Origin of the sequence: Streptomyces sp. NBC_00258, assembly GCF_036182465.1 — a bacterium.
GTDB lineage: Bacteria > Actinomycetota > Actinomycetes > Streptomycetales > Streptomycetaceae > Streptomyces.
Window position 1 is genome coordinate 1,498,869 of record NZ_CP108081.1, and the last position, 24,395, is coordinate 1,523,263.

General features: G+C 69.2%; 25 protein-coding genes and 1 pseudogene. 12 read left to right on the forward strand and 14 right to left on the reverse strand.

The genetic code is table 11. From position 1 onward, the window contains the following. Nucleotides 1-43: 43 nt before the first annotated feature. Together OG718_RS07055 and OG718_RS07060 are read left to right on the forward strand one after the other, a co-directional pair. Nucleotides 44-1,006 (forward strand): threonine ammonia-lyase, encoded by a 963-nt coding sequence (locus OG718_RS07055; protein ID WP_143642686.1) that lies wholly within the window; start codon nucleotides 44-46, stop codon nucleotides 1,004-1,006. 96 nt (nucleotides 1,007-1,102) lie between these two features. Then, a complete protein-coding gene (locus OG718_RS07060; protein ID WP_328843630.1) occupies nucleotides 1,103-1,507 on the forward strand; it encodes a nuclear transport factor 2 family protein in 405 nt (134 codons plus the stop codon). A 126-nt stretch (nucleotides 1,508-1,633) separates the two neighbouring features. On the opposite strand, the gene OG718_RS07065 is transcribed toward OG718_RS07060, so the two are convergent. From OG718_RS07065 to OG718_RS07075, 3 genes are all read right to left on the reverse strand, one after another. Beyond that, nucleotides 1,634-2,176: a GNAT family N-acetyltransferase gene (locus tag OG718_RS07065; RefSeq protein ID WP_328843631.1), complete on the reverse strand. Its 543-nt coding sequence runs from the start codon at nucleotides 2,174-2,176 to the stop codon at nucleotides 1,634-1,636. Nucleotides 2,177-2,290: 114 nt separating this feature from the next. After that, on the reverse strand, nucleotides 2,291-3,721 hold the full coding sequence (locus OG718_RS07070) for a phytoene desaturase family protein (protein ID WP_328843632.1): 1,431 nt from the start codon (nucleotides 3,719-3,721) through the stop codon (nucleotides 2,291-2,293). A gap of 17 nt (nucleotides 3,722-3,738) precedes the next feature. Continuing rightward, on the reverse strand, nucleotides 3,739-3,936 hold the full coding sequence (locus OG718_RS07075) for a DUF3556 domain-containing protein (RefSeq protein ID WP_443055328.1): 198 nt from the start codon (nucleotides 3,934-3,936) through the stop codon (nucleotides 3,739-3,741). 268 nt (nucleotides 3,937-4,204) lie between these two features. Here OG718_RS07075 and pgm point away from each other — a divergent pair, with 268 nt between their 5' ends. After that, the gene (gene pgm, locus OG718_RS07080) at nucleotides 4,205-5,845 is read left to right on the forward strand and encodes a phosphoglucomutase (alpha-D-glucose-1,6-bisphosphate-dependent) (protein ID WP_143642682.1); all 1,641 of its coding nucleotides are present in this window, start codon (nucleotides 4,205-4,207) and stop codon (nucleotides 5,843-5,845) included. A gap of 166 nt (nucleotides 5,846-6,011) precedes the next feature. On the opposite strand, the gene OG718_RS07085 is transcribed toward pgm, so the two are convergent. From OG718_RS07085 to OG718_RS07095, 3 genes are all read right to left on the reverse strand, one after another. Beyond that, on the reverse strand, nucleotides 6,012-7,073 hold the full coding sequence (locus tag OG718_RS07085) for a threonine aldolase family protein (protein ID WP_328843634.1): 1,062 nt from the start codon (nucleotides 7,071-7,073) through the stop codon (nucleotides 6,012-6,014). A gap of 82 nt (nucleotides 7,074-7,155) precedes the next feature. Beyond that, the gene (locus OG718_RS07090) at nucleotides 7,156-7,731 is read right to left on the reverse strand and encodes a helix-turn-helix domain-containing protein (protein ID WP_306935704.1); all 576 of its coding nucleotides are present in this window, start codon (nucleotides 7,729-7,731) and stop codon (nucleotides 7,156-7,158) included. After that, the gene (locus OG718_RS07095; RefSeq protein WP_328843635.1) at nucleotides 7,728-8,501 is read right to left on the reverse strand and encodes a metal-dependent hydrolase; all 774 of its coding nucleotides are present in this window, start codon (nucleotides 8,499-8,501) and stop codon (nucleotides 7,728-7,730) included. Before OG718_RS07095 ends, OG718_RS07090 begins: the two co-directional genes overlap by 4 nt. A gap of 694 nt (nucleotides 8,502-9,195) precedes the next feature. On the opposite strand from OG718_RS07095, the gene OG718_RS07100 reads away from it, so the two are divergent. Continuing rightward, nucleotides 9,196-10,764, forward strand: coding sequence for a LamG domain-containing protein (locus OG718_RS07100; RefSeq protein ID WP_328847702.1), 1,569 nt, complete (start codon nucleotides 9,196-9,198; stop codon nucleotides 10,762-10,764). 145 nt (nucleotides 10,765-10,909) lie between these two features. Here the strand turns inward: OG718_RS07100 and OG718_RS07105 are convergent, their stop codons facing one another. The 5 genes and pseudogenes from OG718_RS07105 to OG718_RS07125 form a co-directional block, all read right to left on the reverse strand. Beyond that, nucleotides 10,910-11,968, reverse strand: coding sequence for a WD40/YVTN/BNR-like repeat-containing protein (locus OG718_RS07105; protein WP_328843636.1), 1,059 nt, complete (start codon nucleotides 11,966-11,968; stop codon nucleotides 10,910-10,912). 392 nt (nucleotides 11,969-12,360) lie between these two features. Continuing rightward, nucleotides 12,361-12,819 (reverse strand): SRPBCC family protein, encoded by a 459-nt coding sequence (locus OG718_RS07110; protein WP_328843637.1) that lies wholly within the window; start codon nucleotides 12,817-12,819, stop codon nucleotides 12,361-12,363. A 253-nt stretch (nucleotides 12,820-13,072) separates the two neighbouring features. Then, a pseudogene (locus OG718_RS07115) lies at nucleotides 13,073-13,491 on the reverse strand (ATP-binding cassette domain-containing protein); the annotation flags it as partial. Nucleotides 13,492-13,678: 187 nt separating this feature from the next. Then, nucleotides 13,679-14,791, reverse strand: a complete 1,113-nt coding sequence (locus OG718_RS07120; RefSeq protein ID WP_328843638.1) for an ABC transporter substrate-binding protein — start codon at nucleotides 14,789-14,791, stop codon at nucleotides 13,679-13,681. Nucleotides 14,792-15,032: 241 nt separating this feature from the next. After that, the gene (locus OG718_RS07125; RefSeq protein WP_328843639.1) at nucleotides 15,033-15,620 is read right to left on the reverse strand and encodes a helix-turn-helix domain-containing protein; all 588 of its coding nucleotides are present in this window, start codon (nucleotides 15,618-15,620) and stop codon (nucleotides 15,033-15,035) included. A 132-nt stretch (nucleotides 15,621-15,752) separates the two neighbouring features. Between OG718_RS07125 and OG718_RS07130 the strand changes: the two genes are divergently transcribed. Together OG718_RS07130 and OG718_RS07135 are read left to right on the forward strand one after the other, a co-directional pair. Further along, entirely contained in the window at nucleotides 15,753-16,433 is a 681-nt protein-coding gene (locus OG718_RS07130; protein WP_328843640.1) for an SAM-dependent methyltransferase, read from the forward strand. 42 nt (nucleotides 16,434-16,475) lie between these two features. Next, the gene (locus tag OG718_RS07135) at nucleotides 16,476-16,985 is read left to right on the forward strand and encodes a DinB family protein (RefSeq protein ID WP_328843641.1); all 510 of its coding nucleotides are present in this window, start codon (nucleotides 16,476-16,478) and stop codon (nucleotides 16,983-16,985) included. Nucleotides 16,986-17,163: 178 nt separating this feature from the next. Here the strand turns inward: OG718_RS07135 and OG718_RS07140 are convergent, their stop codons facing one another. Next, nucleotides 17,164-18,024 carry a LysR family transcriptional regulator gene (locus tag OG718_RS07140; RefSeq protein ID WP_328847704.1) on the reverse strand — a complete coding sequence of 287 codons (861 nt, stop codon included), beginning with the start codon at nucleotides 18,022-18,024 and terminating at the stop codon, nucleotides 17,164-17,166. 120 nt (nucleotides 18,025-18,144) lie between these two features. Here OG718_RS07140 and OG718_RS07145 point away from each other — a divergent pair, with 120 nt between their 5' ends. Genes OG718_RS07145 through OG718_RS07155 form a run of 3 tightly spaced genes read left to right on the forward strand, consistent with a single transcriptional unit; the run spans nucleotide 18,145 to nucleotide 19,938 of the window. Continuing rightward, the gene (locus OG718_RS07145) at nucleotides 18,145-18,804 is read left to right on the forward strand and encodes a dihydrofolate reductase family protein (protein ID WP_306935711.1); all 660 of its coding nucleotides are present in this window, start codon (nucleotides 18,145-18,147) and stop codon (nucleotides 18,802-18,804) included. After that, nucleotides 18,801-19,376, forward strand: a complete 576-nt coding sequence (locus OG718_RS07150; protein ID WP_143642671.1) for an NADPH-dependent FMN reductase — start codon at nucleotides 18,801-18,803, stop codon at nucleotides 19,374-19,376. The genes OG718_RS07145 and OG718_RS07150 overlap by 4 nt, the downstream gene beginning before the upstream one ends. Beyond that, nucleotides 19,366-19,938 (forward strand): hypothetical protein, encoded by a 573-nt coding sequence (locus OG718_RS07155; protein ID WP_328843642.1) that lies wholly within the window; start codon nucleotides 19,366-19,368, stop codon nucleotides 19,936-19,938. The genes OG718_RS07150 and OG718_RS07155 overlap by 11 nt, the downstream gene beginning before the upstream one ends. A gap of 114 nt (nucleotides 19,939-20,052) precedes the next feature. Here the strand turns inward: OG718_RS07155 and OG718_RS07160 are convergent, their stop codons facing one another. Next, nucleotides 20,053-20,364 (reverse strand): hypothetical protein, encoded by a 312-nt coding sequence (locus tag OG718_RS07160; protein ID WP_143642669.1) that lies wholly within the window; start codon nucleotides 20,362-20,364, stop codon nucleotides 20,053-20,055. Then, nucleotides 20,361-20,546, reverse strand: a complete 186-nt coding sequence (locus OG718_RS07165) for a hypothetical protein (RefSeq protein ID WP_055613218.1) — start codon at nucleotides 20,544-20,546, stop codon at nucleotides 20,361-20,363. Before OG718_RS07165 ends, OG718_RS07160 begins: the two co-directional genes overlap by 4 nt. Before the next feature lie 189 nt (nucleotides 20,547-20,735). Between OG718_RS07165 and OG718_RS07170 the strand changes: the two genes are divergently transcribed. From OG718_RS07170 to OG718_RS07180, 3 genes are all read left to right on the forward strand, one after another. Further along, entirely contained in the window at nucleotides 20,736-21,740 is a 1,005-nt protein-coding gene (locus tag OG718_RS07170; protein WP_143642667.1) for a LacI family DNA-binding transcriptional regulator, read from the forward strand. 314 nt (nucleotides 21,741-22,054) lie between these two features. Further along, a complete protein-coding gene (locus OG718_RS07175; protein ID WP_328843643.1) occupies nucleotides 22,055-23,389 on the forward strand; it encodes an ABC transporter substrate-binding protein in 1,335 nt (444 codons plus the stop codon). 7 nt (nucleotides 23,390-23,396) lie between these two features. Next, complete coding sequence (locus OG718_RS07180; RefSeq protein WP_306935715.1) at nucleotides 23,397-24,353, forward strand: carbohydrate ABC transporter permease; 957 nt, start codon at nucleotides 23,397-23,399, stop codon at nucleotides 24,351-24,353. The last annotated feature ends 42 nt before the right edge of the window (nucleotides 24,354-24,395 follow it).

The window sequence follows — 24,395 nt, forward strand, 5'->3', positions numbered from 1 at the left end:
GTTGGTCTCCGCCGCGACGCCACAGAGGGGTACGTTGCCGGTCATGCTCACCACGCGTCTCGATCTTGCCCGGATCCGCGCGGCCCGCCGGGACATCGACCCGATCTTCCTCGATACTCCGCTGTACCAGTGCGACGCGTTGGGACGCGAGCTTGGCTGCACGGTGAGTATCAAGCTGGAAACGGCGAACCCGGTACGCAGCTTCAAGGCCCGCGGAACCGAGCTCGTCGCCGGCCTGCTGAACGATCAGGGCGGCACAGCCGCGGTGTGCGCCAGCGCCGGCAACCTCGGCCAGGCTCTCGGTTGGTCCGGTCGCCGCCGTGGCCTCGACGTGACGGTCGTGGCTTCACGCAGGGCGCCCGCTGCCAAGCTCGATCGGATCCACGCGCTGGGTGCGGAGTTGGAGCTGGTCGACGGTGACTTCGAGATGGCCCGCGAACGGGCCGTGGCCATCGCGCAACGGCGCGGCATCCGGCTGGTCGAGGACAGCCTCGACATCGAGACCTGCGAGGGCGCGGCGACCATCGGCCTGGAACTGGCCGACGGGGAGCCGTCCTTCGACGCTGTCCTGATCGCCCTGGGCGGCGGCGCGATGGCCACCGGAGTCGGCTACGTCCTGAAGACCCTGTCACCAGAAGTCGAGGTGATCTGCGTGCAGCCCCTCGGCGCACCCGCGATGACCCGCTCCTGGCACCAGCGACGGGTCGTCACCACCGACTCGACCGACACCATCGCCGACGGCGTCGCCGGCCGGTACCCCATCCCCGCGGTCCTGGACGACCTCCTCACGGTGGCCGACGACGCCGTCCTGGTCCGCGAGGCGTCCATCGTCACGGGCATGCGGATGCTCCTGGAGCGCGCGGGCCTGGTCGTCGAACCCTCGGCGGCCCTCGGCATCGCGGCCGTCCTGGAAGACCGTGACCGCTTCGCCGGCCGCCACGTGGCCACCATCATCTGCGGCAGCAACGTCGACGTGGACGCGTACCACCGCTGGGTCCGCACATGAGCCGCCGAGATCGGGCGCAGGAAGCTCTGGTCTCACGCTCGTACCGACTACCTGGAAGGGCTTGCGCCGCCTATCCGATCTGTAAGGTCGACATACATGACAGCAGAGACACCGACGCTCACTGTGCAACGCTTGTTCCCGCTGCTCGCCGAGGGGAAGAGTGCGGAGGCTGCGGCCCTGTTCGCCGACTCGGTCTCGTTCTCGATCCCGCACCCGCCGGGCATTCCGTGGGTGCCGGAGGTCGACTCGGCGGAGGGCATGCGGACGTTCTTCGAGCTGCTGGAGACCCATGTACAGGCCAAGGAGTTCGACCTCCGCCAGGTCATCGCCGAGGGTGACGACGTGGTGCTCATCGGGCGCATGGTCTCCGAGGTGAAGAAGACGGGCCGGGACATCGACACCGCGTTCGCCCTGCACACCACGGTCAGGGACGGGCGGATCACCCGCTACCACCTCTACGAGGACAGCTACGCCGTTGCCAAGGCCTACTTCGACGACTGATCGTCCGGTGGGCTCGCCCAGCCTCTGGCGACCTCTGGCGCTAGCTGCGGGAGATGGCCGAACTGAACGTCGCCTCCCGCGTGGAGACCACGGTTCTTATGAGCGCCTCCGCACGAACGAAGCAGCCTAGCCCTGCGAGTTCTGCTTCCAGTCCCGGACGAGGAGACCGAGCAGCACCTCATCCAGGAACTCGCCCAGCACCCAGGCCGAGGAGTGCAGCACGCCCTCGCGGACGAAGCCGTTGCGCTCGGCGGAGCGCAGCATCGCGGCGTTGTCCGACAGCGTCTCGATCTGCAGCCGCTGCAGGCCGCGCACGACGAAACCGTAGTGGCACAGCACCGCGACGACGTCGGTGCCGTAGCCCTTACCGCGGGCGGACGGCAGCAGCCCGAGACCGATGTGCGCGGACCGGTTGTGGTTGTCGATGCCCCACAGCGTCGCGGTGCCGACCAGCGTGCCACCGTCCAGCTCCACCACGGAGAACGGGACGCGCCCTTCCTCCTTGTCGTCCACGACGAGCCGCGAGTCCTTCGAGCCGGGCGTGATCGGCCGCCACGGCCGGCCTTCGGCCCGCGAGCCGTTGACCACGTCGTCGTAGAGCTCGGTCCGCAGGATCGGGATGTCGTCATCGTGCCGGGCCCTGAGCGCGATCTTGCTACCCCTAAGCATGCGAGATGTTTATCCGACCGGCCTCGGCGACGGCAATCCGATGAGGCAACTCCATCGGCTCCTCCCAGAGCCTGGAGACGCGTCGCGGGCCCGTGAAGACCCGCCGGGCAGGCCCTATCGGCGTAGCCAGGACAATGCCGCGTCGGCCGCGTTGGCTCCGCACATACCGTGGACGCCGCCGCCCGGTGGAGTGGCGGATGAGCAGAGGTACACGCCTGGCACGTCGAGCGCGTAGGGGTTGAGCGCGAGCCGGGGCCGCAGGACGATCTGCCGTGCGGTGTTGGCTCCGGCGCTGATGTCGCCGCCGACGTAGTTCGGGTTGTAGGCCGCCGTCTGTGTGGCCGTCCGGGCCCGGGTGGCGACGATCCGGTCGCGGAACCCGGGCGCGAACCGTTCGATCTGGTCGACGACCGCCTTGGTCGCGTCTCCGGCGTACCCGTGCGGAACGTGGGCGTAGGCCCACAGCGGGTTGTTCGGGCCGGCGGAGCGGGACGGATCGGCGAGGTACTGCTGGCCGACCAGGACGAAGGGCCGGACCGGCATAGTTCCCCGGGCCGTTGCGCCTTCGACGGCCACGACCTCCTCAGCGGTCCCGCCGAGATGGAGCGCGCCCGCGCGGCGGCAGTCCTCGTTCGTCCAGGGAACGTCGCCGTCGATCGCGAAGTCGACCTTGTGCACGGCCGGCCCGTACCGATAGCGCGTCAGGGCACGACGTACCCGGACAGGCAGTTGACCGCCGACGATGCGTACGGCGGCATCGGGTGCGGTATCGAGCATCACGATGTCGGGTGCCGACCCGGTGAGTTCCCGTACGTGTTCGAGGCTCGTGACGGTGACGCCCGTGCGAACGGTACCGCCGAGGCTTTCCAGCAGCCGGATCATCGCCGTGCTGATCGACTGCGTTCCTCCGGCCGCGACCGGCCAGCCGACAGCGTGGCCGGCAGCGGTGAGCATCAGGCCGACGGAGCCGCTGAGCGGGGTGTCGAGCCGTCCGAAGGCGTGGGCGGCGATACCCATGAACGCGGCCCGTGCCGGGTCGCCCTTCCACCGGCGTGCCGTCCAGGTGGCGGGGAGCAGCGCATTGGCTCCGAACCGGATCAGGGCGACCGGATGGCGGGGGACGTGCGCCATCGGCCGCAGGACCTCGTGGACGAGCTTGTCGAAGTCCGCGGCGATCGGCGCGAAGAGCCGCCGCCACGCGTCCGCGTCCACCCCGACCGAGGCCGTGGTGCGCTCCATGTCCCGGGTCAACAGGACCGCCCGTCCGTCGTCGAGGGGGTGCGCGAGGTCGATCTCGGGCCACCGCCATTTCAGGCCGAAGCGGCCCAGCCCGAGGGACGTCAGGAAAGGCGAGACGACGCCGACGGGGTGGAACGCCGCACATTCGTCGTGGAGCAGGCCGGGAAGGGTCAGTTCCGAGGTACGGGTCCCCCCTCCCGGCCGGTCACTGCCTTCCAGCACCGTGACGTCGACACCCTCCTGGGCGAGCCTGACCGCCGCCGCGAGCCCGTTGGGTCCGCTGCCGACAATCACTGCGGTGACCATTGATCAGCCCTGCGCTTTCATCGGATGAGGGACGTATCCGGGTTCGGCCGATCCACGTCGACCGGGATCGGCCGGTCGGGCAACGACGGTTGCTGCTCGACACAGTCCGACACCTTCCACGTCCCGATCTCGACCACACCGAGGGACGCGTGGATGCCCCTGTGCCCCTGAGTCTCCCTGTGCACGGGCTGGGACTCGACCCGGACCACAATCAGCTCACCCGGGGGAGAGGTTCAGCCGCCTCTGAACCGCCAGGGCATGCGCGAACGGCTTCTCGTAGGCGCGCCCAGCGCGTCGAACAACACGGCGGCGGGCGGCCATTGGGCCTCGGGGCCTCACGTCGGTGTCCCTTCACTCACCGACCTGAGTCGTCGCACCCACAGGACGCGTGCCGCCACCGCAGCCCGGTGCGCGTCACGGCGGGCGGGGCAGGGGAGAATGAGGGCCGTACCCAACGGTCGACTCTTACGGAGGAGCGGGCACATGCAGAACGCGCGAGCGGGGCAGGTCGCCGGGCCCGAAGACCTCATCGATGTGGCCCGCCTGGTCACGGCGTACTACGCACTGCACCCCGACCCGGCCGAGCCCGGGCAGCGGGTGGCGTTCGGCACCTCGGGACACCGCGGGTCGTCCCTCGCCGCGGCGTTCAACGAGGACCACATCGCGGCCACCAGCCAGGCCATCTGCGAGTACCGCGCCGCCCAGGGCACCGACGGCCCCCTCTTCCTCGGCGCCGACACCCACGCACTGTCCGAGCCCGCGCGGATCACGGCACTGGAGGTGTTCGCCGCCAACGACGTGACCGTCCTCATCGACCAGGCCGACGGCTACACGCCCACCCCCGCGGTCTCGCACGCCATCCTCACGCACAACCGCAGCCGCACGTCCGGCCTCGCCGACGGCGTGGTGGTCACCCCCTCGCACAACCCGCCCGCCGACGGCGGCTTCAAGTACAACCCTCCCAGCGGCGGCCCCGCCGGTTCCGAGGCGACCTCCTGGATCCAGGACCGCGCCAACGAGATCATCACCGGCGGCCTGAAGGACGTACGGCGTATCCCCTACACACGCGCTCTGGCCGCACCCGGCACCGGCCGCCACGACTTCCTCGGCACCTATGTGGCCGACCTGCCGAACGTGCTGGACCTGGAGGCGATCCGGTCCGCCGGAGTGCGCATCGGAGCCGATCCGCTGGGCGGCGCCTCCGTCGCCTACTGGGGCCGGATCGCCGAAGAGCACGGGCTCGACCTGACAGTGGTCAATCCGCTCGCCGACCCCACCTGGCGCTTCATGACGCTGGACTGGGACGGCAAGATCCGCATGGACTGCTCCTCGCCGTACGCCATGGCCTCGCTCATCGAGCAGCGCGACCGGTTCGACATCGCCACCGGCAACGACGCCGACGCCGACCGGCACGGCATCGTCACGCCGGACGGGGGCCTGATGAACCCCAACCACTATCTGGCCGTGGCGATTTCGTACCTGTTCTCGCACCGGGGGCAGTGGCCCGCGGGTGCCGGGATCGGCAAGACCCTGGTGTCGTCCAGCATGATCGACCGGGTTGCGGCGGACGTCGGCCGGCAGCTGGTCGAAGTCCCGGTCGGCTTCAAGTGGTTCGTGGACGGACTGTCCGACGGAACGCTCGGCTTCGGTGGCGAGGAGTCGGCGGGCGCGTCATTCCTGCGCCGGGACGGCTCGGTGTGGACCACCGACAAGGACGGCATCATCCTGGCCCTGCTCGCCTCCGAGATCACGGCGGTCACCGGCAAGACCCCGTCGCAGCACTACGCCGGGCTCACCGACCGCTTCGGTGCCCCCGCCTACGCGCGCATCGACGCCCCGGCCTCCCGCGAGGAGAAGGCGTTGCTCGCGAAGTTGTCCCCGCGCCAAGTCACGGCCGACACCCTCGCGGGCGAGCCGGTCACCGCCGTACTCACCGAGGCCCCCGGCAACGGTGCCGCCCTCGGCGGCATCAAGGTCGCGACCGCCAACGCCTGGTTCGCGGCCCGCCCTTCGGGCACCGAGGACGTCTACAAGATCTACGGGGAGTCGTTCCTGGGCCCGGACCATCTGCGGCAGGTCCAGGAGGAGGCCAGGTCCGTGGTGCTCGCGGCACTGAGCGCCTGACGTGGACGAGAACGTTTGACGGCGCTCATCGCCGCCGCCGGGGCCACGATCGGTCGCTCCCCACTGGCGAAGCCCGCGTCGCGATGCCGTGGGCACTGGGGCGCCGTAGTGCCGTCCGGTGCGTCAGGTCACGTCCCCGGGTCGAACGCGGGGAGTTCACCGTCGGTCAGCGTGTGTGGCGGCGGACCGCGTCGAGGAGTTGGTCGATGTCCTCGGCGCTGTGGGAGAAGGCGGTGACGAAGCGGACGATGCCCGGTTCCCAGCGGTCGTGGTAGAAGGCGTAGCCCTCGGCGAGGAGTCCTTCGGTGACCTCCTGGGGCAAGCGGCAGAAGAGGATGTTGGCCTGCGGCGTGGCCAGCAGGCCTGCGTCGGGGATGGCCTTGAGCCCGTCGCCGAGCCGGGTGGCCATCGCGTTGGCCTGGCGGGCGTTGTGCAGCCACAGTCCGTCGGTGAGGTACGCGTCGATCTGGGCCGTGTGGAAGCGCATCTTGGAGGCGAGCTGACCGGCGCGCTTGGCGCGGAAGGCGAGCTCGGCGGCGAGTGCGGGGTCGAAGGAGACGATGGCGTCGGCGGTCATCGCGCCGTTCTTGGTGGCGCCGAAGGACAGGACGTCGATGCCCGCCTTCCACGTCATCTCGGCCGGGGTGGCGCCGAGATGCTCCAGGGCGTTGGCGAAACGCGCACCGTCCATGTGGACGCGCAGTCCCGCCTCCTTGGCTATGGCGGACAGGCGGCGGATCTCCTCCAGGGTGTAGACGCTGCCGCTCTCGGTGGCCTGGCTGATGCTCACCGCGGACGGCTGCACGCTGTGTACGTCACCGGCCCTGCGCCGCACCGCCGCCCGCAGTGCCTCGGGGTCGATCCTGCTGTCGGGGCCCGGTACGCCGACGAGCTTGGCACCGTTGGTGAAGAACTCCGGAGCACCGCATTCGTCGGTGTTGATGTGGCTGTCGGGGTGAGAGAGCACGCTGCCCCACGGCGGGGTGAGGGCGGCCAGGCTCAGGCCGTTGGCGGCGGACCCGGTGGAGACCGGGAAGACGTCGACCTCCCGCTCGAAGATCTCGCTGAGCCTCTGGCGGGCGCTGTCGGTGAAGGGGTCATTGCCGTAGGGCAGGACCTGTCCGGCGGCCGCGTCGGCGACGGCCTGGGCTATCTGCGGGGATGCCCCGGCCATGTTGTCGCTGCTGAAAGCACGGCTGGAGGGGGTGATGCCGATGGTGGTGCTCATGAGAGGGCTTCCTTGGTCCGGGGTACTGAGGTACTGAGGTACTGAGGTGCCACGGCGTTGCCTGGTCTCAGGCGCCGAGACCTCAGGTGGTGATGGGTGAGGCGAAGACGACCGTGATGTCCACTTCCTCGGCGCCGGTGCGGTAGAAGTGCGGGGCGTCCCCGGCGAAGGCGAGCATGTCGCCGGGGCCCAGGTCCTGCGGCGCGTCGACGGGGCCGGCGGTCACGTGCCCGGTGGCGATGAGCAGGTGCTCGATCGTGCCGGTGGCGTGCGGGACGCCGGGCAGCTCCGTCTCGGACGGGATGCGCAGCCGCCAGATCTCCAGGCTGTTGCCGCTGCTGATGCGGCGCAGCAGTTCCCGGGAGACCTCGCCGGGCTCGACGTCCGTGGCCGGCCGGAAGACCGGCCCGGTGTCGGCGTCACGCGCCAGCAGGTCGGCGATCGGGATGCGCAGGGCGATGGCGATCGCGTCCAGGGTGTCGATCGTCGGGTTGCCGTTGCCGGCCTCCAGCTGCGACAGCGTGGCCTTGCTCAGCCCGGCGCGCCGGGCCATCTCCGCGGCGCTCATGCCACGCTGCTGACGACGCAGCCGGATCTTCGCACCGACCGCGGCCGCGGTACTGCTCACCGGCTGGCGGCCGGACGGCGGGGGCGTCATCCGTGGCTCCTGTGTGTTGCGGTGCCCGACATGTGGGGTGCGGCGTACGACACGTGCGTTGCGGTGTAGGACACGCGGATACGGCCCTTCTTGACCTTCAGCGTCGGCAGCACCACTTCGGCCAGGTCGCCGAGGCTGCGTACGTGCGTGCCCCCGCAGGGCGCGGCGTGCAGCGTGTCCAGGTGCACCACGCGCCGCCCGTCGGCGAGGCACCGTGCGAAGACCGGCAGATCGTCGGCGACCGCGACTGCCACCGCGGCGCGCAGCGCGGCAGTCACCTCTTCCCGCCCTTCCGGGTCGGTCAGCCGTGTGTCCGTCTCCGTCCGGGGTGCCTGGAACTCGATCCGCGCCTGACCGGGACGGTGGATACTGCCGACCATCTCCCACCCCTGCATCCGCCCGACCGCCTCGACGAGGTGCCCGGCCGTGTGCAGCGCGGCGTGAGCTGTCCGGGTCCGTAGGTCGATCCGGGCCCGCACCTTCTGTCCCTCGGCGAGAGCCGGAAGGCTGCCGCCCTCGGGTGCAGTTGCCACGACCAGTCCCGACTCGCGGTCCCGGACCGGGATGATCTCCGTGTCCTCCAGCCACCCCCGGTCGGCGGGCTGACCCCCGCCCTGCGGATGGAACAGGCAGTGCTCGACGGCCGCCCATGGCGTTCCGTCCCTCTCACCGACCGCGATCACCCGCGTATCGACCTGCTCCAGGTAGGTGTCATCGAGGTAGGCGCCGACTTGTGCGCCTACCCCAAGGGCCTCGATTGAGTGAACCATACGTTCACTATACCGAACGCTGGAGAAACCCTTTCGGTGCTGTCAGTGCCCTCTGTTAGCTTCAGGCGCTCGTGTGATCCACGAGCCTCAAACGCTCACAGGGGAGGGCCACTTGACCAGGTTCAGAAGGACAGGCAGACGCAGACGGACGGTCGTGGGGAGCTGCGCGGTGGCGCTGCTGGTCACGGCCACCGGGACCGCGTACGCGGTGGACAACCTGCCGCCGAAGCAGCCGCTCGTCCAGGACCTCCAATCGGGAAGCAAGGCCTGCGCGGCCGGCGACGACACACCGTACGTCTCGGCGCCACCCAGGCTCAGTGCGGTGCTGTACGACCCGGAGGAGGACAACCAGCCCTCCGAATTCAGCCCGGTCAACGGCGAGTTCGAAGCCTGGTGGACGGACGCCTCAGGAGTGGAACAGCGGCGCAGCAAGACCACCATCACTCAGTCGTCGGGGTCGCGCCACTACTGGACGATGCCGGACGACATCCCGGCGAACACCGTCGTCTCCTGGCACGTCCGCGCGAACGACGGCAAGGCGACCTCCGCGTGGAGCGACGAGGGCGACGGCTCGGTCTGCTCGTTCGTGTACGACGACGTGAGCCCGGCGAAGGCAACGATCACCTCTCCCGAATACCCCAACCCCGAAGACGTGTTCTGGGTGGACGGAGTGGGCGTCTACGGCCACTTCACCATGGACTCGCCCTCCGACGACGTGGTGTCGTACACGTACGGCTTCCTGGGCGGCCCTTACGGAACCGTCTCCGCGGAGCGTCCGGGCGCGGCCGTGACCATTCCGTACCTGCCGCTCACCTCGGGGCCCAAGGCGCTGACGGTCCGCGCGATCGACCGGTCGGGCCGAAGCAGCGGCGAGTCCCGGTACGACTTCAACGTGAAGGCCGGCCGTGCTCCCGTCGCCCGCTGGAAACTGGACGACCCGGCGGGCTCGCGCTCAGCCGCTGCCGAGACCGGCACCGCCGCCCGTGCCGGCACCGGCGTGACCTTCGGCGGCCCGGTCCCCGCGGGCACCGAAGCCTCCGCCACGGTCGGTCTCGACGGCAGCGGACACGGCTTTCTCACCCCGGACGCCCCGGCGACCGACATCCGCAAGACCTTCGCGGTGAGCGCGTGGGTACGGCCCGCCGAAACCGACCGGAACATGACCGTCGCCAGCCAGGACGCCAACGGGGCTCCAGGCTTCGGACTCGGGCTGCGCCGTCAGGACTCCGGTGCCGCCTGGTCGTTCGCGATCGGCGGCGCGCGGGTGTCCGGCGGCGCCCCCGAGACCGGCGAATGGGCCCATGTGCTGGGTCTGTATGACGCCGAGACCGCAAAGGCGCGGCTGTACGTCAACGGCCACGAGGTCGGTACGGCGGCGGACGCGGCTCCCGCCGAGGCGGCCGGCGCTTTCCAGATCGGGCGCGCCCGCGGCGCGGCCGGCTATCGGGACCGGTGGCAGGGGGACATCGGTGACGTACGGGTTCACGACCGGGTCGTGGTGCCGGACGAGGTGGCCGAACTGGCCTACCGCAAGCCGAAGCTGCTCGGCCACTGGTCGCTGGAGAACGCGGCGGACGGCGTGAGTCCCGAGCAGTCGGACGGCGTGCCGCTGCGGCTCGGCACGGGTTCGTCGATCTACCGGGGTTCCGACAGTTCCTGCATCCCGGACCTCGACCCCGACTGCACCTACGTGCCGCCGCCACTCGTCGGCGACGGGCATCTGCGGCTGGACGGCGAGAACGGGTACGCCGCTGCCGACGGGCCTGTCGTGGACACCGGGGACAGTTTCACTCTCGGTGTCGTCGTACGCCTCGCGGATGCCGAGCCCGCCCACCCGATGACCGTGCTCTCGCAGGCCGGCGCCAACACCGACACCTTCAGGGTGCGCTACGAGCCGTCCACGCACCGCTGGCAACTGGTGATGCCCGAGAAGGACGAGGCCGGAGCTCCGGAGAAGGTGGTGTCCCAGATCGCGGGCGCCGACGGAGGCGAGGGCCAGGGCCATCGCCTCGCCGTGGTCTACGACGACGGGACCGACACGATCAGGCTCTATCTCGACGGGTACACCAACGCCGAGGCGACCGCGAGTCTGCCGAACGGCTGGAACAGCACCGGTGCCCTCCAGATCGGCCGGGCCAAGGCCGGTGACAGCTGGGGCGAGTATCTGCATGGCGACGTGGACGAGGTGCAGGCCTACTCCGGTGCACTGAGGGACAGGGACGTCCGCGGCCTGGGTTCGGGCACGGATCCTTGTCTGTGCTGATCCCCGATTCCTGACCTCCCCGGCGGCCCGCCCGAACCCAGGTTCCGGCGGGCCGTCCTGCTCCGCTCGCGCGAAGGAGCCGTCGACCCCGAGCGCCCGTGCCCGGTCGAGGGGGCACGGAAGATCCTCCTCGCGTGAGTGCGTGTCAATGGTGCGTGAGCACAAGACGGGCAGCCAAGCCGTTCTCACCAACAGCCCAACACCCCGCGTGTGGCGCACAATTGACGCCGAGTAGCAGCGTGTGGTCGAACTGCTCCCAGGTCCGTCCGCCATTGGTACTCACATCGCTGCCGCCGGGGCCCACCGCGACGGCGGTGTCCGCCCGGCTCGGCACCCAGGCCACGCTGTTACGGAATCCGGCAGGTGCCCGCCCTGCGAACCAGGCCGCCCCGCCGTCCACGGTGCGCGCCGCCGCTCCCACATCGACTCCCTGCGGAGGGGCGAAGTTGCCGCCGACCGCCAGACCGCGTCGTCGATCGAGGAAGGACAGCGAAGCGATCGCCGATGTCGCGCCGGGGATCGGTGTGTCGGCCACACTCCATGTCCGGCCTCCGTCCCGTGTGTGGAACACCTGGGGGCTGCGGGTGGGCTCACTACGGGTTCCGGTGGTGGCGAACCACGCGTCGCGAGGTCCTTGCGCGGCCATGCAGGTACCGGTCGCAAGGGCTCCGTCACCGGGCTGTGCCACAGGCAGCGAACCGGTCGGGGCCGGGTGCCAGGTTCGGCCCCCGTCGGCAGTGGTCTGAATCGGGAATCGGCCACCGGCCGGGTCGCCCACCGCAAGTCCACGGCGGTCGTCGAAGAACGCCATGCAACTGTAGAAGGCCTCGGGATCCGGGTCACGGAACACGAGTTGCCAGGAGGCTCCGCCGTCCGCCGTGCGATAGATCCTTGGCGGCTCGGTGGCGCTCGACAGCGTCAGCACGAGGGCATGATCCCGGTCGAACGCCTCCACATCCCGGAACTCGTCGACAGCCCCACCGGGCGGGGTGACATTACGCCAGGACCTGCCCCCGTCCACGGACCGCACCACACTCCCGTCGCCGGTGGCGCCCTGGAATCCCCCACCGGCGGCCCACACCACGTCGCGGTCCACGACGTCCACCACGATCAGCGTGTCATTGGTCGCCGTCGGTGTGAAACGCCACGACGGCGTCAGACCGGACGCGACTGGGGTGACCGGCCCCGTTGATGCGGCAGACACGGCCCAGAGGGTCACGAGCCCGACCAACGCGCACAGACGAAGCGGAAACGTACAAATGGTAACGACCATCCCAGGGACGCTAACCGCCGCAGACCGCCGCGCACATACGCACAATGACGGATCCCCGCAGCGGCCTCGGCAAACGAGTTGTCGATTCAGTACTGACAGGGCGATGGCAGGAACTGGGCGCAGGTCGACCACCTTTCGAGCTGACCGAGGGCCTGCGCCGGATCAACGCCTCGGTCCGGCCTGCGCGCTTGTGGTCGTCTGGGCAACTCCTAGCCGTTCCCGGCCGGCGCGCACTGGGTGATCGTCCAAGCTCCACGGTCGGCGCCGACGCTCCGCGAACGGGCCTGGATCCGCGTAGGACCGGTGGGCCCGTTCGAATGGAGTCAGCGCGGATCGATCGCCGCCTCGGCTGCCGCCTTGATCCGGGAACCGAAACCGTCGGCGTCCTTGCGCGCGGCGGCGAGCGCCAGGCCGACGAGGAGCTTGCCCAGTCCGTGGCCCTCCAGGACGTTGAAGATACGGACCCGGGTCCTGCCGTCCGCCAGCGACTCCAGGTCGTAGCCGCCATCGCGTGCCGTCACGCTGTTCTTCGTCACCTCGGCCCACCGGATCTTCACCGGGGCTTCGAGGGTGGTGATGCGGAACTCCCTGGCGGTCTTCATCCCGGCGTCCTTGACGGTGCTCCGGAAGACGGTGCCCTCGGCTGTGGGGGTGTCGGGGATCCGCTCGATCTTGAGCACCCGGGGGCTGAACTGCGGGTCGTTGCGTCCGTCTGCGAGGTAGGCGAACACCTCTTCAACGGGCCGATCGACCTCGACCGTCGCTTCGAACTGTCCTGACATCGGCACTCCTGATCGGTCGAGCCGCTCCGCTCCGACGCGCCCCCTTCGGCTGATGTCCGCCGGACCGCCATGCCGCGTGGGAACCGCCCCGCGCACACGCGAAGGAACGCGAGGGCCGCGCCGTACCGCCCGTCCTGTCGTGGCGGCACCGCGACCCTACGGGACCACCGGGCATCTCGCGCGGCAAGCGACACAACCACGAGCAGGAGGGAGCAGGCCCCGCCTCGGCTTGAGCGGGCAACCGAGGGATCCCTCAGCGGTCCTGCGAGAGGGCGAGCAGTTCGGCGAAGGTGCCGCCGGCGTGTACGAGGTCCTCGTACACGCCCTGTTCCGTGATGCGGCCCTGTTCCATCACTACGATGCGGTCGGCGATCTTGGTGTTCTCCAGTCGGTGCGTGACCACGATCGTGATGCGGTCGAGGGCGGTGGCCTTGATCCTTTCGAAGATTGCGGGCTCACCCCTCGGGTCCATCTGTGAGGTCGGCTCGTCCAGGATCAGAAGCTGGGGGCGGCGGTACAGGGCCCTGGAGCAGGCGAGGGCTGCCACTGTCCGCTGGACAGTTCGGCTCCCCCGAAGATCTCGCGGGCGAGGAGTGTGTCGAGGGCGGCGGGGCGGTCTTCGACGGCTTCGCGCATGCCGACTTCCTCGACTGCTTCCCACACTGGTGCGTCGTGCCGGTCGTGTCACCCCGGCCAGGCAAAGTGAGGGACCATCTCGGCCATGCCCTCGATCGGGACGGATCCAGGATCGGGCAGTCGGCCTTCGGCCCACGTCGGGACTACCCGGGCACAGACGGTTGGTTCACTGCGGATCAGCCCATGTTCGGGCAGATCTGGGCAGTGCGCGCTCCGGACTCTCTCAGCCGGAGTGAAGGATCCGGAAGTGATTGGGTTCCGCCGGATCTCGATCAACGACTTGGATCGGCGCCCAAGTCCATTGCCAAACGCTGATGCCCGGCGTGCGGGAGAACTGGATCTGCCCGCGGGTGCCTTCGACCGCGACGCGCGGCCAGGATTCGGCGGTGCGCGCCCGGTCCGTGCCGTGAGAACGCAGCACATCGGCGAGGACGGCAACCGTGTCGTAGCCCTCGAAGGCGACGAACGAGGGCGCTTCGGCCAGTTCCTCACGGAGAGCCGTCTCGACTCGTACACCGAGTGGGGTGAGGCGCTCGGGCAGGTAGCGCAGGAACGGGATGCCGGCGCTGTCGTCGCCCAGCGACGTCGCCCATTCGGCGAACTCCGGCTGTCCGGCCGGAGCACCAATCATGATCTCGGTGAGGCGCCGGTCGCCGCGGACGGACTTGACGATCGGCACCGCCGGCTCCGGGTGGCCGACCAGAAGAAGGAGAGCTGTCGCGCGATTGTCGGCGACTTCGTCGCACACGTCCGTGGGGTCGAGCGCGCTCATGTCGAGTTCGATGACGGTACCGCCGCGTGGGGCGAGGTAGTCCCGCAGAATGCGAGTCCCAGATGCCCAGTAGACACTCGGCTGGGCTGCTACGGCGATTCGGCTGTGACCCGCGCCGAGGAGGAAGTCCGCGTAGACCTGCCAGCCGCGGGACTGCGGCGGGGAAAGGCGCGCGACCCATTGCGTCGGCTGTTCGGTGAGCGCGTCGAGAACCGCTGACGAGCAGAGGAACGGCAGGCCGAGGGCGTCGGCCCTCGCCGCAGCGGCCCGAGCGACGACGCTGTGATACTCCCCCGCTACCGCTGCCACGCCCAGGCGAGCCAGTTCATCCACGGCCGCCGCGGCCCTCTGCGGATCAGCCGCGGTGTCCCGGACCACCAGCTCGAGTGGTCTTCCGACGATCCCGCCCGCGTCATTGACTTCACGAACGGCCAACTCGAACCCGGCGAGCAAGTGTTGGCCCGCCTCGACCCAGCCGGGCCGGGTCAGCGGAACGAGAGCGCCGATCTGCACGGACGATCCGTCGGTCCGCTCCGATCCAGGTGGCGATGGTGGCCTGGTCATGCGTTGGCGCCTCCCGTGTGACTACGCGCTTGCGGTTGACCCGGATCGCGGAGTGAACGTCCCTGTCAGCCGCCAGAGGACATCGATGTGGGAGACGAGGGCAGTCACCTCGGCAAGTCAAGATCATCCGGCATGCAGCCTACCCACCCACAAGCCTGCGATCCAGGGCCAACCCTCCAGCTCCATCGTCTCTCGACGTAGCAGCGCCCGTCACACGCCAGCTGTAACGACCGCCGGAGGCTCAGTGCTTGGACGGTGCGAGGTGTGCGCGCTCTCCCTGCGGGCCGAATAGCGCGAGCAGTTCCGCGGGCCGGCTGTCGGCGCTGCCGATCCAGTGCGGGGTGCGGGTGTCGAACTCGGCGGCCTCTCCGGCGCCGAGCCGGAACTCCTGCTCGCCGAGCACGAATCTGACGTCTCCGTTGAGGACGTAGAACCACTCACATCCCTCGTGGGTCTGCAGGTTCATCGTGGGTGCTCGGCCGGCGGGCGGATGGATCACCTTGTAGGCCTGGATGCCGCCGGCCCGCCGGGTCAGTGGCACCATCACCAGCCCGGATCGCCGCACTGGCCGCAGGTGGATGCGAGGGTCGCCGGTGGGCGGCGCCGCGACGAGGTCATCGAGCGGGACGCCATGCGCCCGGGCCAGGGGCAGTAGCTGCTCCAACGTGGGGCGGAGCTTGCCGTTCTCGAGGCGGGACAGGGTGCTCGCCGTGAGGCCGGTTTCGTCTGCCAGCGCCGCCAGCGTCGCGCTCCGTGCCCGGCGCAGGGCACGCAGTCGCGGCCCGACTCCGGCCAGAACGTCTCCTGCGGGGTTGCCCATGTTGTCCATGACCCGATGATGCGGATCCGCAATCTTTCTTGCAAGGGAGAAACGGCGGTACCGAAGCTGTCCGTACATGACCGGCGTCGAAAGTGCGTATCGGATCGCGCTCGGCACACCGGCCGACGAAGGGCAGCTCAGATGGATTCCACCCGACGCCGACAGCCTCCCGCCGACACTGCGGGCGACCCTGGCACGGCGGACGAGGACGCCAAGCTGTTCTGGGAGCGGCACTACCGCACCCAGCGCACCTGGGGCGCACGCGTCAACCCACTGCTCGCCGAGGCCGCCGCGCCGCTGCACCCCGGAGCGGCCCTGGATCTGGGCTGTGGCGCGGGCGGCGACGCCATCTGGCTCGCCCAGCGGGGCTGGCACGTCACCGCCGTGGACATCTCCACCACCGCAGTCGAAGGGGTGCGGGAACGTGCCCGCGATCTCGGCCTCGCGGACCGGGTCGCCACCGAACAGCACGACCTGGCCCGCAGCTTCCCGGCCGGCCGGTTCGATCTGGTCTCCGCCCAGTACTTCCAGACCCCGCTCCCGTTGCTCCGCAGCCGAGTTCTGCGCACCGCCGCACGGGCCCTGCGACCCGGCGGTCTCCTGCTCGTCGTCGACCACGGCTCCACCGCGCCCTGGTCATGGAATCAGGACCCCGACGTCCACTACCCCACACCCACCGAGATCGCCACCGAACTTGATCTCGACCCCGCGCAGTGGCCAGTCCTGCGTGCCGACATGCCCCGCCGCCGGGCCACCGGACCCGCTGGTGAGACAGCCACCGTCATCGACAACGTCCTGCTCGTCCAGCGCACCGCCCGATGACCGCCCGAACCACACGACATCACGTCGGAACGGAGTGACTCGATGCCAGAGAACGGTGGGCAGCGATCCCGGACTCGGCCGAAGGACACCGGACCTCCGCGGACCGGTGCCGACGAGAAGGCAACCCTGCGGGGCTTCCTCGACTACCTGCGGAACTCGGTCGCGGACAAGGTTGCGGGCGTGCCGGAACCGCAAGTCCGAACGGGTCAAGTGCCCTCGGGTACAAGCCTTCTCGGGCTGCTGAAGCACCTGGCGTTCGTCGAACGGTTCTACTTCCTCGGGGAGGATGCCGGCAATTGGCGTACGACCTTCCGGCCGTCCGCGGAGGACACTGCCGACGGTGTACTCGCCGACTACCGGACGGCCGTCGAGCGCGCGAACCAGGTCATCGACGCCTGCCCGGATCTGGCTCTGCCCGCTCCACAGCCCCCGCGCCGCGGTCAGGCGCCCTCGATGCGATGGGTCATGGTGCACATGATCGAAGAGACCGGCCGGCACGCCGGCCACGCCGACATCCTCCGCGAGCAGATAGACGGATCCACCGGCCGCTGACCAGCCGGCCACCGGCGCGCGACGCACTGGGCCACCTCGCGATCGGACCGGCCGGCCAGGTCTCGGCATTCACCGCGTGGCAGGCAATCCGGCAACGATCGCCGCTGCCGGGCGGTACGGGGCGGTCGAAACGGCCCGATGTCACCTCCGCGCTACCGGCGCTCCACGGACCGGCTTCCTACCGGGCGGCCTCCTGGATGGCCTCGATCAGCGCCCTGGTGGCGGGCGGATCGGGTGGCTCACCGTAGGTGACGGTGTAGATCCGGCGGGGGAACTCGGGTACCTCGGTGGTGTGTACGTCGGGTAGGCGGTGGGCGCGGAGCGCGAGTCCGGGCAGGGTGGTGACGCCGATACCGGCGGCGACGAGGGCCTGCACGACGACCATGTCGTCGCAGACGGACTCGATGTGCGGGGTGAAGCCATAGTGCCGGCAGACGGCGGTCAGCTCCCCCTGGCACCGTTCGCAGCCGCCGATCCAGGCGGAATGGCGATGGTTGGCGATGCTGTCGTGGGGGCTCCGGCTCACCAGGTAGATCGGGTCGTCGGCGACGTGGACCATGCGGAACCCTTCGTCCTCCAGCGGAGCGTGCGCGTACCGGAAGACGAGTGCGACGTCGATCTCGCCGTGTCTCAGCATCTGCAGCGCCTCGACCGGATGACGGTCGATCACGCTCAGCGTGAGGCCGGGGTGCGCCTCGGTCAGTGTGGCGGCCGCCTTCGGCACGATCGTGCTCAGTACGGACGCGTTGGCGGCCAGGCGAACCCGCCCAGCCGCGAGACCGACCTGCGCCGCCAGTTCGTTGGTTGCCGCGTCGACCCGTCCCACGATCTCGTTGGCCCGGTTGGCCAGCAGCTCGCCCTCAGGGGTCAGTCGGATCCCGCGGCCCACCCGCTGGACGAGCTTGACACCGGTGGCCGCTTCCAGGCGGGACAGGTGATGGCTCACCGACGGCTGCGAGTAGTGCAGTTCCCTCGCTGCTTCGGTCACGGACCCGTGGCGCGCCACCGCGGCCAACACTTTGAGATGGACCAGGTTCATCACATATCAAGGATATCGATGTGATCTTCGAAGGATTGGCATTAGACGTCATCTGTGTATCCGTCCATGCTCGTTGGTGAGGGCGCCGGACGGCGGCGCCGAGCCGACTGAGGAGGCACGATGAGCAAGCTCAGGTGTCACATCTCGATCTCGCTGGACGGTTTCGTCGCCGGCCCGAACCAGAGCGAGGAGAACCCGCTCGGCGAGGGTGGCGAGCGGCTCCACGACTGGGTGGTTCCGCTGTCCGCCTTTCGCCGGGCCCACGGCGAGCAGGAGGGCGAGGTGAACGCGAGCACACCGGTGTTCGAGGAGGCGATCGCGGACATCGGCGCCGCGGTGATGGGCAGGAACATGTTCGGCCCCATCGGCGGCGGTGCCTGGGGCGACGAGCAGTGGACCGGCTGGTGGGGTGACAACCCGCCTTACCACTACTCCGTGTTCGTCCTGACCCATCACCCGCGCGAGCCCGTGGAGATGGAGGGAGGGACCACGTTCCACTTCGTCACCGACGGAATCGAGTCCGCGCTCGAACAGGCGAAGAAGGCAGCCGACGGCAAGGACGTCATGCTGTGGGGTGGCGGCCAGGTCGCTCAGCAGTACCTGGCAGCGGGACTCCTGGACGAGCTCGAACTGCACGTCGTTCCGGTGTTGCTCGGTGGCGGCTCTCGCCTCCTCGACAACCTCGGGAACGCGGATGTGCGACTCGAGCAGGTCCGCGCCGTCGAGGCGCCCGGCGTCACCCACCTCAAGTACCGCATCCTGCCCGGCGATCCATCATGATCGACTTAGCGATCGTCATTGGCAGCACCCGCCCCGGGCGCAAGGGCGAGGCGGTCGCCGACTGGGTCCATGACCTTGCGGTCAGGCGCGGCGACGCCAGGTTCGAGGTGGTGGACCTGACCGACTTCGCGCTGCCGCCCCTGGACGAGCCGATGCCGGCGATCACGGGCCAGTACACCCGGCCGCACACCCACACATGGGCGGCGAAGATCGCCTCGTTCGACGGCTACGTGTTCGTGACGCCCGAGTACAACCACTCGGCACCCGGCCCGCTGAAGAACGCGATCGACTTTCTCTACGCGGAGTGGACCAACAAGGCGGTCGGGTTCGTCGGCTACGGAAGCGCCGGCGGCGCCCGCGCCATCGAACATCTGCGGCTGGTGCTGAGCTGTCTCCAGGTCGCCCACGTCAGCGCCCAGGTGGAGCTGTCGCTGTTCACCGATTTCGAGGACTTCACGGTCTTCCGTCCGGCGGGACGCCACGAGGACGCCCTCACCACGCTGTTGGACCAGGTCATCGCCTGGGGCACCGCGCTGAAGGTACTGCGCAGAGGAGAGCACCATGGAACCTGATCGCCTGAAGACCTTCATCGACGACGTGGGGCTCGTGGTGAGCGGCACCGACGACGAGCACGAGATCACGGCGCGGGTCGCCGAGCGGCTGTCGGCTCTCCTGGCCGGGGGTTACCGGCTTCCGCCGGAGGTCACACGATCATCGGCCATGCGTCACCTGACGTATCCGCTCTACATCGCTCCCGACGACAGCTGGTCGATGGCGTCCGTGGTCTGGGACGTGGGCCAACGGACCCAGGTGCATTCGCACGAGACGTGGGGCGTCGCCGGCATCTACGCGGGAGTCGAACACGAGATCCGGTATCTCAAGCCGACGGCGTCCACCACGAGCACGCCGCTGACGCCGGCCGGTGAATCGCGGTGGGCGCCGGGGCAGGTGACCGTCTGCTGCACCACCGACGACGACGTCCACGCCGTCGCGGCCGTCGGCAGCGAACCCACCGTCGGGATCCACGTCTACGGCGGCAACATCGGCACGATCGGACGGCGGTCGTACGACCCCGGCACCGGCGAAGCCCGATGGTTCGTCTCCGGCTGGGACAGCCCTGAGGACGCGCTCTGAGCAGGGCCTGCCGCTGAAGCCGATACCTCAGCCAATACCTCAGCCGCTCCCCGCGTTCCGTCTCCCCCGGCCGACAGACCGAGCGCGAGCGCCGGAGCTTCGCGAAGCGATGCTCTACAGGTCGAGCACCGCCCGGAGTGCGTCGTCGACCAGGGCCTGCTGCGCGGGGCCGATGTTGCCGAGGCGGGTGCCCGTCTCGAAGCGGACCGCGGAGAGCTGGAGCAGGTTGACGGCCACGACCGAGGCGTCGACCGGAGTCGCCAGGCGCACACTCATCGCCGTGTCGGGATGCGCCGCGGGGGCGTGCAGCACCAGGGCGACCACGGCCCCGTACCGGTCGGCAAGCCCGTCGAGGCTGGCGATCAGCACGGTCCGGTTGCCCTTGCCCGTGTCGACGTCCCACACGTCGCCCTTGCAGATCGTCACAGAGCGTCGCCCTCGCCGTCGAGGTCGAGGCGCTCCAGGGAGGCCAGCCGACCTGCGGCGTCGAGGGTCATCTGACGGCGTACGGCCTTGACGATGTACTCGTTCAGCGAGGCGGCGCCGGCCGCGGCATCGCGCAACGGCTTGTCCATGGAATCCGGAATCCGAACCGTGATGGCAGTCATGCCACCAAATCTAGTGCCAAGGCTGCCATCACCACAGCCCCTCCCCGATTTCCAGCGGCCCGACCCCGGGTCGACGGCTTGAGCGGGGTCGGCCGGTTCGTCCGAGGCCTGGCGTCGCGCCGACGGCCGGTACGTGCATACTCAGGCTTTGCGCGCGCACCGGCGTTCGCGAGAAGCAGGAGGTGGGCGATGGTGTCGTCATCGGGGGCGGAGTCCCGGAAGGTCACGATCAACGACGTCGCCAGGTCCGCGGGGGTGTCCCGGCAGACCGTGTCGCGGGCACTCAACGACAAGGACGAGATCGACAGCGACACCAAACAGCGCGTGCTGGACGCCGCTCGCGCACTCGGTTACCGGCCGAGCCGGTTCGCACGCGGGCTGGTGCGGCAGGACACCATGACGATCGGGCTGGTCATCCCCGATCTGCTCAACCCGTACTTCACCGAGGTCGCGGCCTCCGCCCTGGAGGCCGCCCGGACCCATGGCTGGCATGTCGTCGTGTACGACACCGCCGACCGGGCGGAAGAGGAGCTCGGCACCCTCCAGGTGATCAGTTCGCAGGTCGATGCGGTCATCGGCTACTTCAGCTGCTCCGACGGCGAACTCGAGTCGTTCACCCGCGGTATGCCGGTGGTGCTCATCGGCCGTGAGGGCACGTCCACGCGCTTCAGTTCGATCCGGATCGACGGTCGGGAGGGGGTCCACGCTGCGATCGCGCACCTGGTCGCGAAGGGGCACACACGGATCGGCATGGTCGACCACCAGGCCCGGGCCGAGCCGAGTATCCGGCACACGTGGTTCACGGCGGCCGCGGCGGCGCACGGGATCGACGCCGGCATGGTGGTCGGTGCGGATCAGACGGCCGACGGCGGCGGCGCCGCGCTCAGGGAGTTGCTCACGGCTCATCCCGATGTCACCGCCGTCTTCACGTTCAACGACATCATCGCGATCGGCGCTCTGCGGGAAGCCCGCCGACTGGGCAGGAGCGTGCCGCAGGATCTGGCGGTCATCGGCTTCGACGGTCTTCAGCTCGGGGCGCTCATGGAGCCCCCGCTCACCAGCGTCGCCCTCGACACGCGGCACCTCGGCACGCTCGCCATCGAGCAGGTCGCACGGCTGCTGTCGGACCCGCGCACGCTCGCGGTCGAGGACCTGGTCGTGCATGCCGAGCTGCGGCTGAGCGGGTCCGCGTAACCCGCCGGAAACGCATCCGGCTCGAATGTCTTGACATTGAACGGCGCCGAAGCGCAGACTTCCGAGCACTTCGCATTGCACCTCGCGATGTACCTCTGAGTGTCCCCGTGAGCGCTCCCGTGAGCGTTCACGGGACCGCTCACGGGACCACTCACAAGCATCCATAACCAATGTTTTCCCCCACCTCGCCACGGCGCTCGGCGCTTGAACCGACACCGTTGCGTCCTGTCCCTTCCACCCAGAGGGCGTTCCGCCCGAGGGATCAGCATCGAGCCGCCTAGCACCGTCGCTAGCCGTTGTCTGGAACGGAAAATATGAGCAGCACAGTCACGCGCATCCGCCTAGCCGTCGTCACCGCGGCAGCCGGCGTCCTCGTACTCGCCGGATGCTCGTCGTCCGACTCGTCGGGCGAGTCGTCCGCAGCGTCCTGCGAGCCCGCGAAGGGCAAGGTCACCCTCCAGTACTGGAACACCGTCAACGGCATGGACAAGGTCGTCGACCTGTGGAACAAGGACCATCCCGGCATCCAGGTCGAGTCGAAGAACATCTCCAACGACCAGTACGGCGCGATCGGCAACGCCCTGAAGGCCGGTAAGGCCCCGGACCTCGCCCAGGTCGGCTACGACCAGCTGCCCACCCTGCGCTCCCAGGACGCCTTCGTGGACGCCTCGGCCTGCAAGTCGGCCGCCGGCACCGAGTCGAAGTTCGTTCCGTGGACCTGGTCGCAGGCCGGCTTCGGCGGCGAAGGGGTGTACGCCCTTCCGCAGGACACGGGCCCGATGGCCATGTACGTACGCACCGACATCTTCAAGAAGTACGACGTCCCGATTCCGACGACCTGGGACGAGTACACCACCGCCGCGGAGAAGCTGCACAAGGCGGACCCGAAGCTGACCATGACGTTCTTCGACCCGAACAACGCCGAATGGTTCAACGGGCTCCTCTGGCAGAACAACGCGAACATGTACAGCTACTCCGACGACAAGTGGCACGTCACCGTCGAGTCGGACAAGAGCAGGCAGGTCGCCGAGTACTGGCAGAAGCTGATCGACGACAAGCTGGTGCGCACCGACCTCGCCAACGGGTCGACGCAGATGTTCGCCGCCTACCAGAACGACCAGATGGCCACCCAGCTCGGGGCGGCCTGGGGGTACACGGGCATCCGTGACAACCTGCCCGACCAGGCCGGCAAGTGGTCGATCGTCCCGATGCCGACCTGGGGTGCGGGCGGCAACTCCGGTGACTGGGGCGGCTCGACCGTCGCGTTCATGAAGGGCGGCAAGCACCTCTACGAGGCGGCCGAGTTCAACACGTGGCTCAACACCGACCCCGAGGCGCTCGCGCTGGCGAACGAGGTGGGCGGCCTGTACCCGGCGTCCACCGACGGGCTGAAGCTTCCGGCGCTGGCCAAGGGTGTGCCGTACTACAACAACGAGAAGATCTTCGATGTCTTCGCCGAGTCGTCCAAGAAGGTCGACACCGACTTCGGCTGGGGCCCCACCCAGAAGACGGTGAACCTGGCACTGCAGGACGCGATGGCCAAGGCGGTGGCCGGTGACGGCAAGCTGACCGACGCGCTCGCGGCTGCCCAGTCCTCCGCGCTGAAGTCGATGGACGACCTGGCGATCCCGGCCACGGCGGGCAAGTGACCACGGAATGACCGACATCGCCACCCGCCCCACCGACGCGGTGTCACCACCGCCCCGGGGCCGCCGCCGTCCGCGTCTGGACGGCGGCGGCCCCCGGGCCGGCACCATCGTCGCGTTCCTGACGCCCTTCTTCCTGCCGTTCGTCCTCTTCTACCTGGTGCCCGTCGGCTACGCGCTCTGGCAGAGCTTCCGCGTGGTACGCCGCTCCGGCGGGCAGTACGGCACCTCGTACACGACGTTCGGCGGTTTCGAGCAGTACGTCGAGGTGTTCCAGAACGACGAGTTCTGGGCCAGCATCGGCCGTATCGGCCTGTTCGGCATCGTGCAGGTGCCCGTGATGCTGTTCACCGCGCTGGTCATGGCACTGCTCCTCGACACCCACCTGCTGAAGCTCAAGGGGTTCTTCCGCACCGCCGCGTTCATGCCGTACGCGGTACCCGGCGTCATCGCCGCGATCATGTGGTCGTATCTCTACTCGCCGCAACTGAGCCCGGTCGTCGACCTGTTGAACGGCATCGGTCTGAAGCCGGACTTCCTCGGCCCGGGTGCCGTGCTGTGGTCGGCGGCGAACGTCTCGACCTGGCTGTGGACCGGCTACAACATGCTGATCATGTTCTCGGCGCTGCAGTCCATCCCGCAGGAACTCTACGAGGCCGCGAGGATCGACGGGGCCGGCAACTGGGCCATCGCCTGGCGCATCAAGGTCCCGATCATCGCCCCGTCCATCGTCATGACCACGGTGTTCTCGATCATCGGCACACTCCAGCTCTACTCCGAGCCGGCCGTGCTGCGCCAGATCTCCTCGAACATCTCCAGCACGTTCACCCCGAACATGCTGGCGTACACCGTGGCCGTCGGAAACAACTACCAGCAGGCCGCCGCCATTTCGGTGGTCATCGCCGTCATCACGTTCGTCTTGAGCTTCGGGTTCATGCGACTGACCTCCAAGAGGGCGGGACTGTGAGCAATCGACCCCCTTCGCAGGAAAGCCGCGTGAGTCGTACGG

Excerpts from the sequence above, each read along its gene's own strand:
- OG718_RS07180 (WP_306935715.1), top strand. The coding sequence starts at position 23,397 with ATGACCGACATCGCCACCCGCCCCACCGACGCGGTGTCACCACCGCCC.
- OG718_RS07150 (WP_143642671.1), top strand. The coding sequence starts at position 18,801 with ATGATCGACTTAGCGATCGTCATTGGCAGCACCCGCCCCGGGCGCAAG.
- OG718_RS07060 (WP_328843630.1), top strand. The coding sequence starts at position 1,103 with ATGACAGCAGAGACACCGACGCTCACTGTGCAACGCTTGTTCCCGCTG.
- OG718_RS07155 (WP_328843642.1), top strand. The coding sequence starts at position 19,366 with ATGGAACCTGATCGCCTGAAGACCTTCATCGACGACGTGGGGCTCGTG.
- OG718_RS07175 (WP_328843643.1), top strand. The coding sequence starts at position 22,055 with ATGAGCAGCACAGTCACGCGCATCCGCCTAGCCGTCGTCACCGCGGCA.
- OG718_RS07120 (WP_328843638.1), bottom strand. The coding sequence starts at position 14,791 with ATGACCAGGCCACCATCGCCACCTGGATCGGAGCGGACCGACGGATCG.
- OG718_RS07095 (WP_328843635.1), bottom strand. The coding sequence starts at position 8,501 with ATGGTTCACTCAATCGAGGCCCTTGGGGTAGGCGCACAAGTCGGCGCC.
- OG718_RS07140 (WP_328847704.1), bottom strand. The coding sequence starts at position 18,024 with ATGAACCTGGTCCATCTCAAAGTGTTGGCCGCGGTGGCGCGCCACGGG.
- pgm (WP_143642682.1), top strand. The coding sequence starts at position 4,205 with ATGCAGAACGCGCGAGCGGGGCAGGTCGCCGGGCCCGAAGACCTCATC.
- OG718_RS07165 (WP_055613218.1), bottom strand. The coding sequence starts at position 20,546 with ATGACTGCCATCACGGTTCGGATTCCGGATTCCATGGACAAGCCGTTG.
- OG718_RS07090 (WP_306935704.1), bottom strand. The coding sequence starts at position 7,731 with ATGACGCCCCCGCCGTCCGGCCGCCAGCCGGTGAGCAGTACCGCGGCC.
- OG718_RS07145 (WP_306935711.1), top strand. The coding sequence starts at position 18,145 with ATGAGCAAGCTCAGGTGTCACATCTCGATCTCGCTGGACGGTTTCGTC.
- OG718_RS07065 (WP_328843631.1), bottom strand. The coding sequence starts at position 2,176 with ATGCTTAGGGGTAGCAAGATCGCGCTCAGGGCCCGGCACGATGACGAC.
- OG718_RS07055 (WP_143642686.1), top strand. The coding sequence starts at position 44 with ATGCTCACCACGCGTCTCGATCTTGCCCGGATCCGCGCGGCCCGCCGG.
- OG718_RS07070 (WP_328843632.1), bottom strand. The coding sequence starts at position 3,721 with ATGGTCACCGCAGTGATTGTCGGCAGCGGACCCAACGGGCTCGCGGCG.
- OG718_RS07170 (WP_143642667.1), top strand. The coding sequence starts at position 20,736 with ATGGTGTCGTCATCGGGGGCGGAGTCCCGGAAGGTCACGATCAACGAC.
- OG718_RS07110 (WP_328843637.1), bottom strand. The coding sequence starts at position 12,819 with ATGTCAGGACAGTTCGAAGCGACGGTCGAGGTCGATCGGCCCGTTGAA.
- OG718_RS07125 (WP_328843639.1), bottom strand. The coding sequence starts at position 15,620 with ATGGACAACATGGGCAACCCCGCAGGAGACGTTCTGGCCGGAGTCGGG.
- OG718_RS07135 (WP_328843641.1), top strand. The coding sequence starts at position 16,476 with ATGCCAGAGAACGGTGGGCAGCGATCCCGGACTCGGCCGAAGGACACC.
- OG718_RS07100 (WP_328847702.1), top strand. The coding sequence starts at position 9,196 with ATGGACTCGCCCTCCGACGACGTGGTGTCGTACACGTACGGCTTCCTG.
- OG718_RS07085 (WP_328843634.1), bottom strand. The coding sequence starts at position 7,073 with ATGAGCACCACCATCGGCATCACCCCCTCCAGCCGTGCTTTCAGCAGC.
- OG718_RS07130 (WP_328843640.1), top strand. The coding sequence starts at position 15,753 with ATGGATTCCACCCGACGCCGACAGCCTCCCGCCGACACTGCGGGCGAC.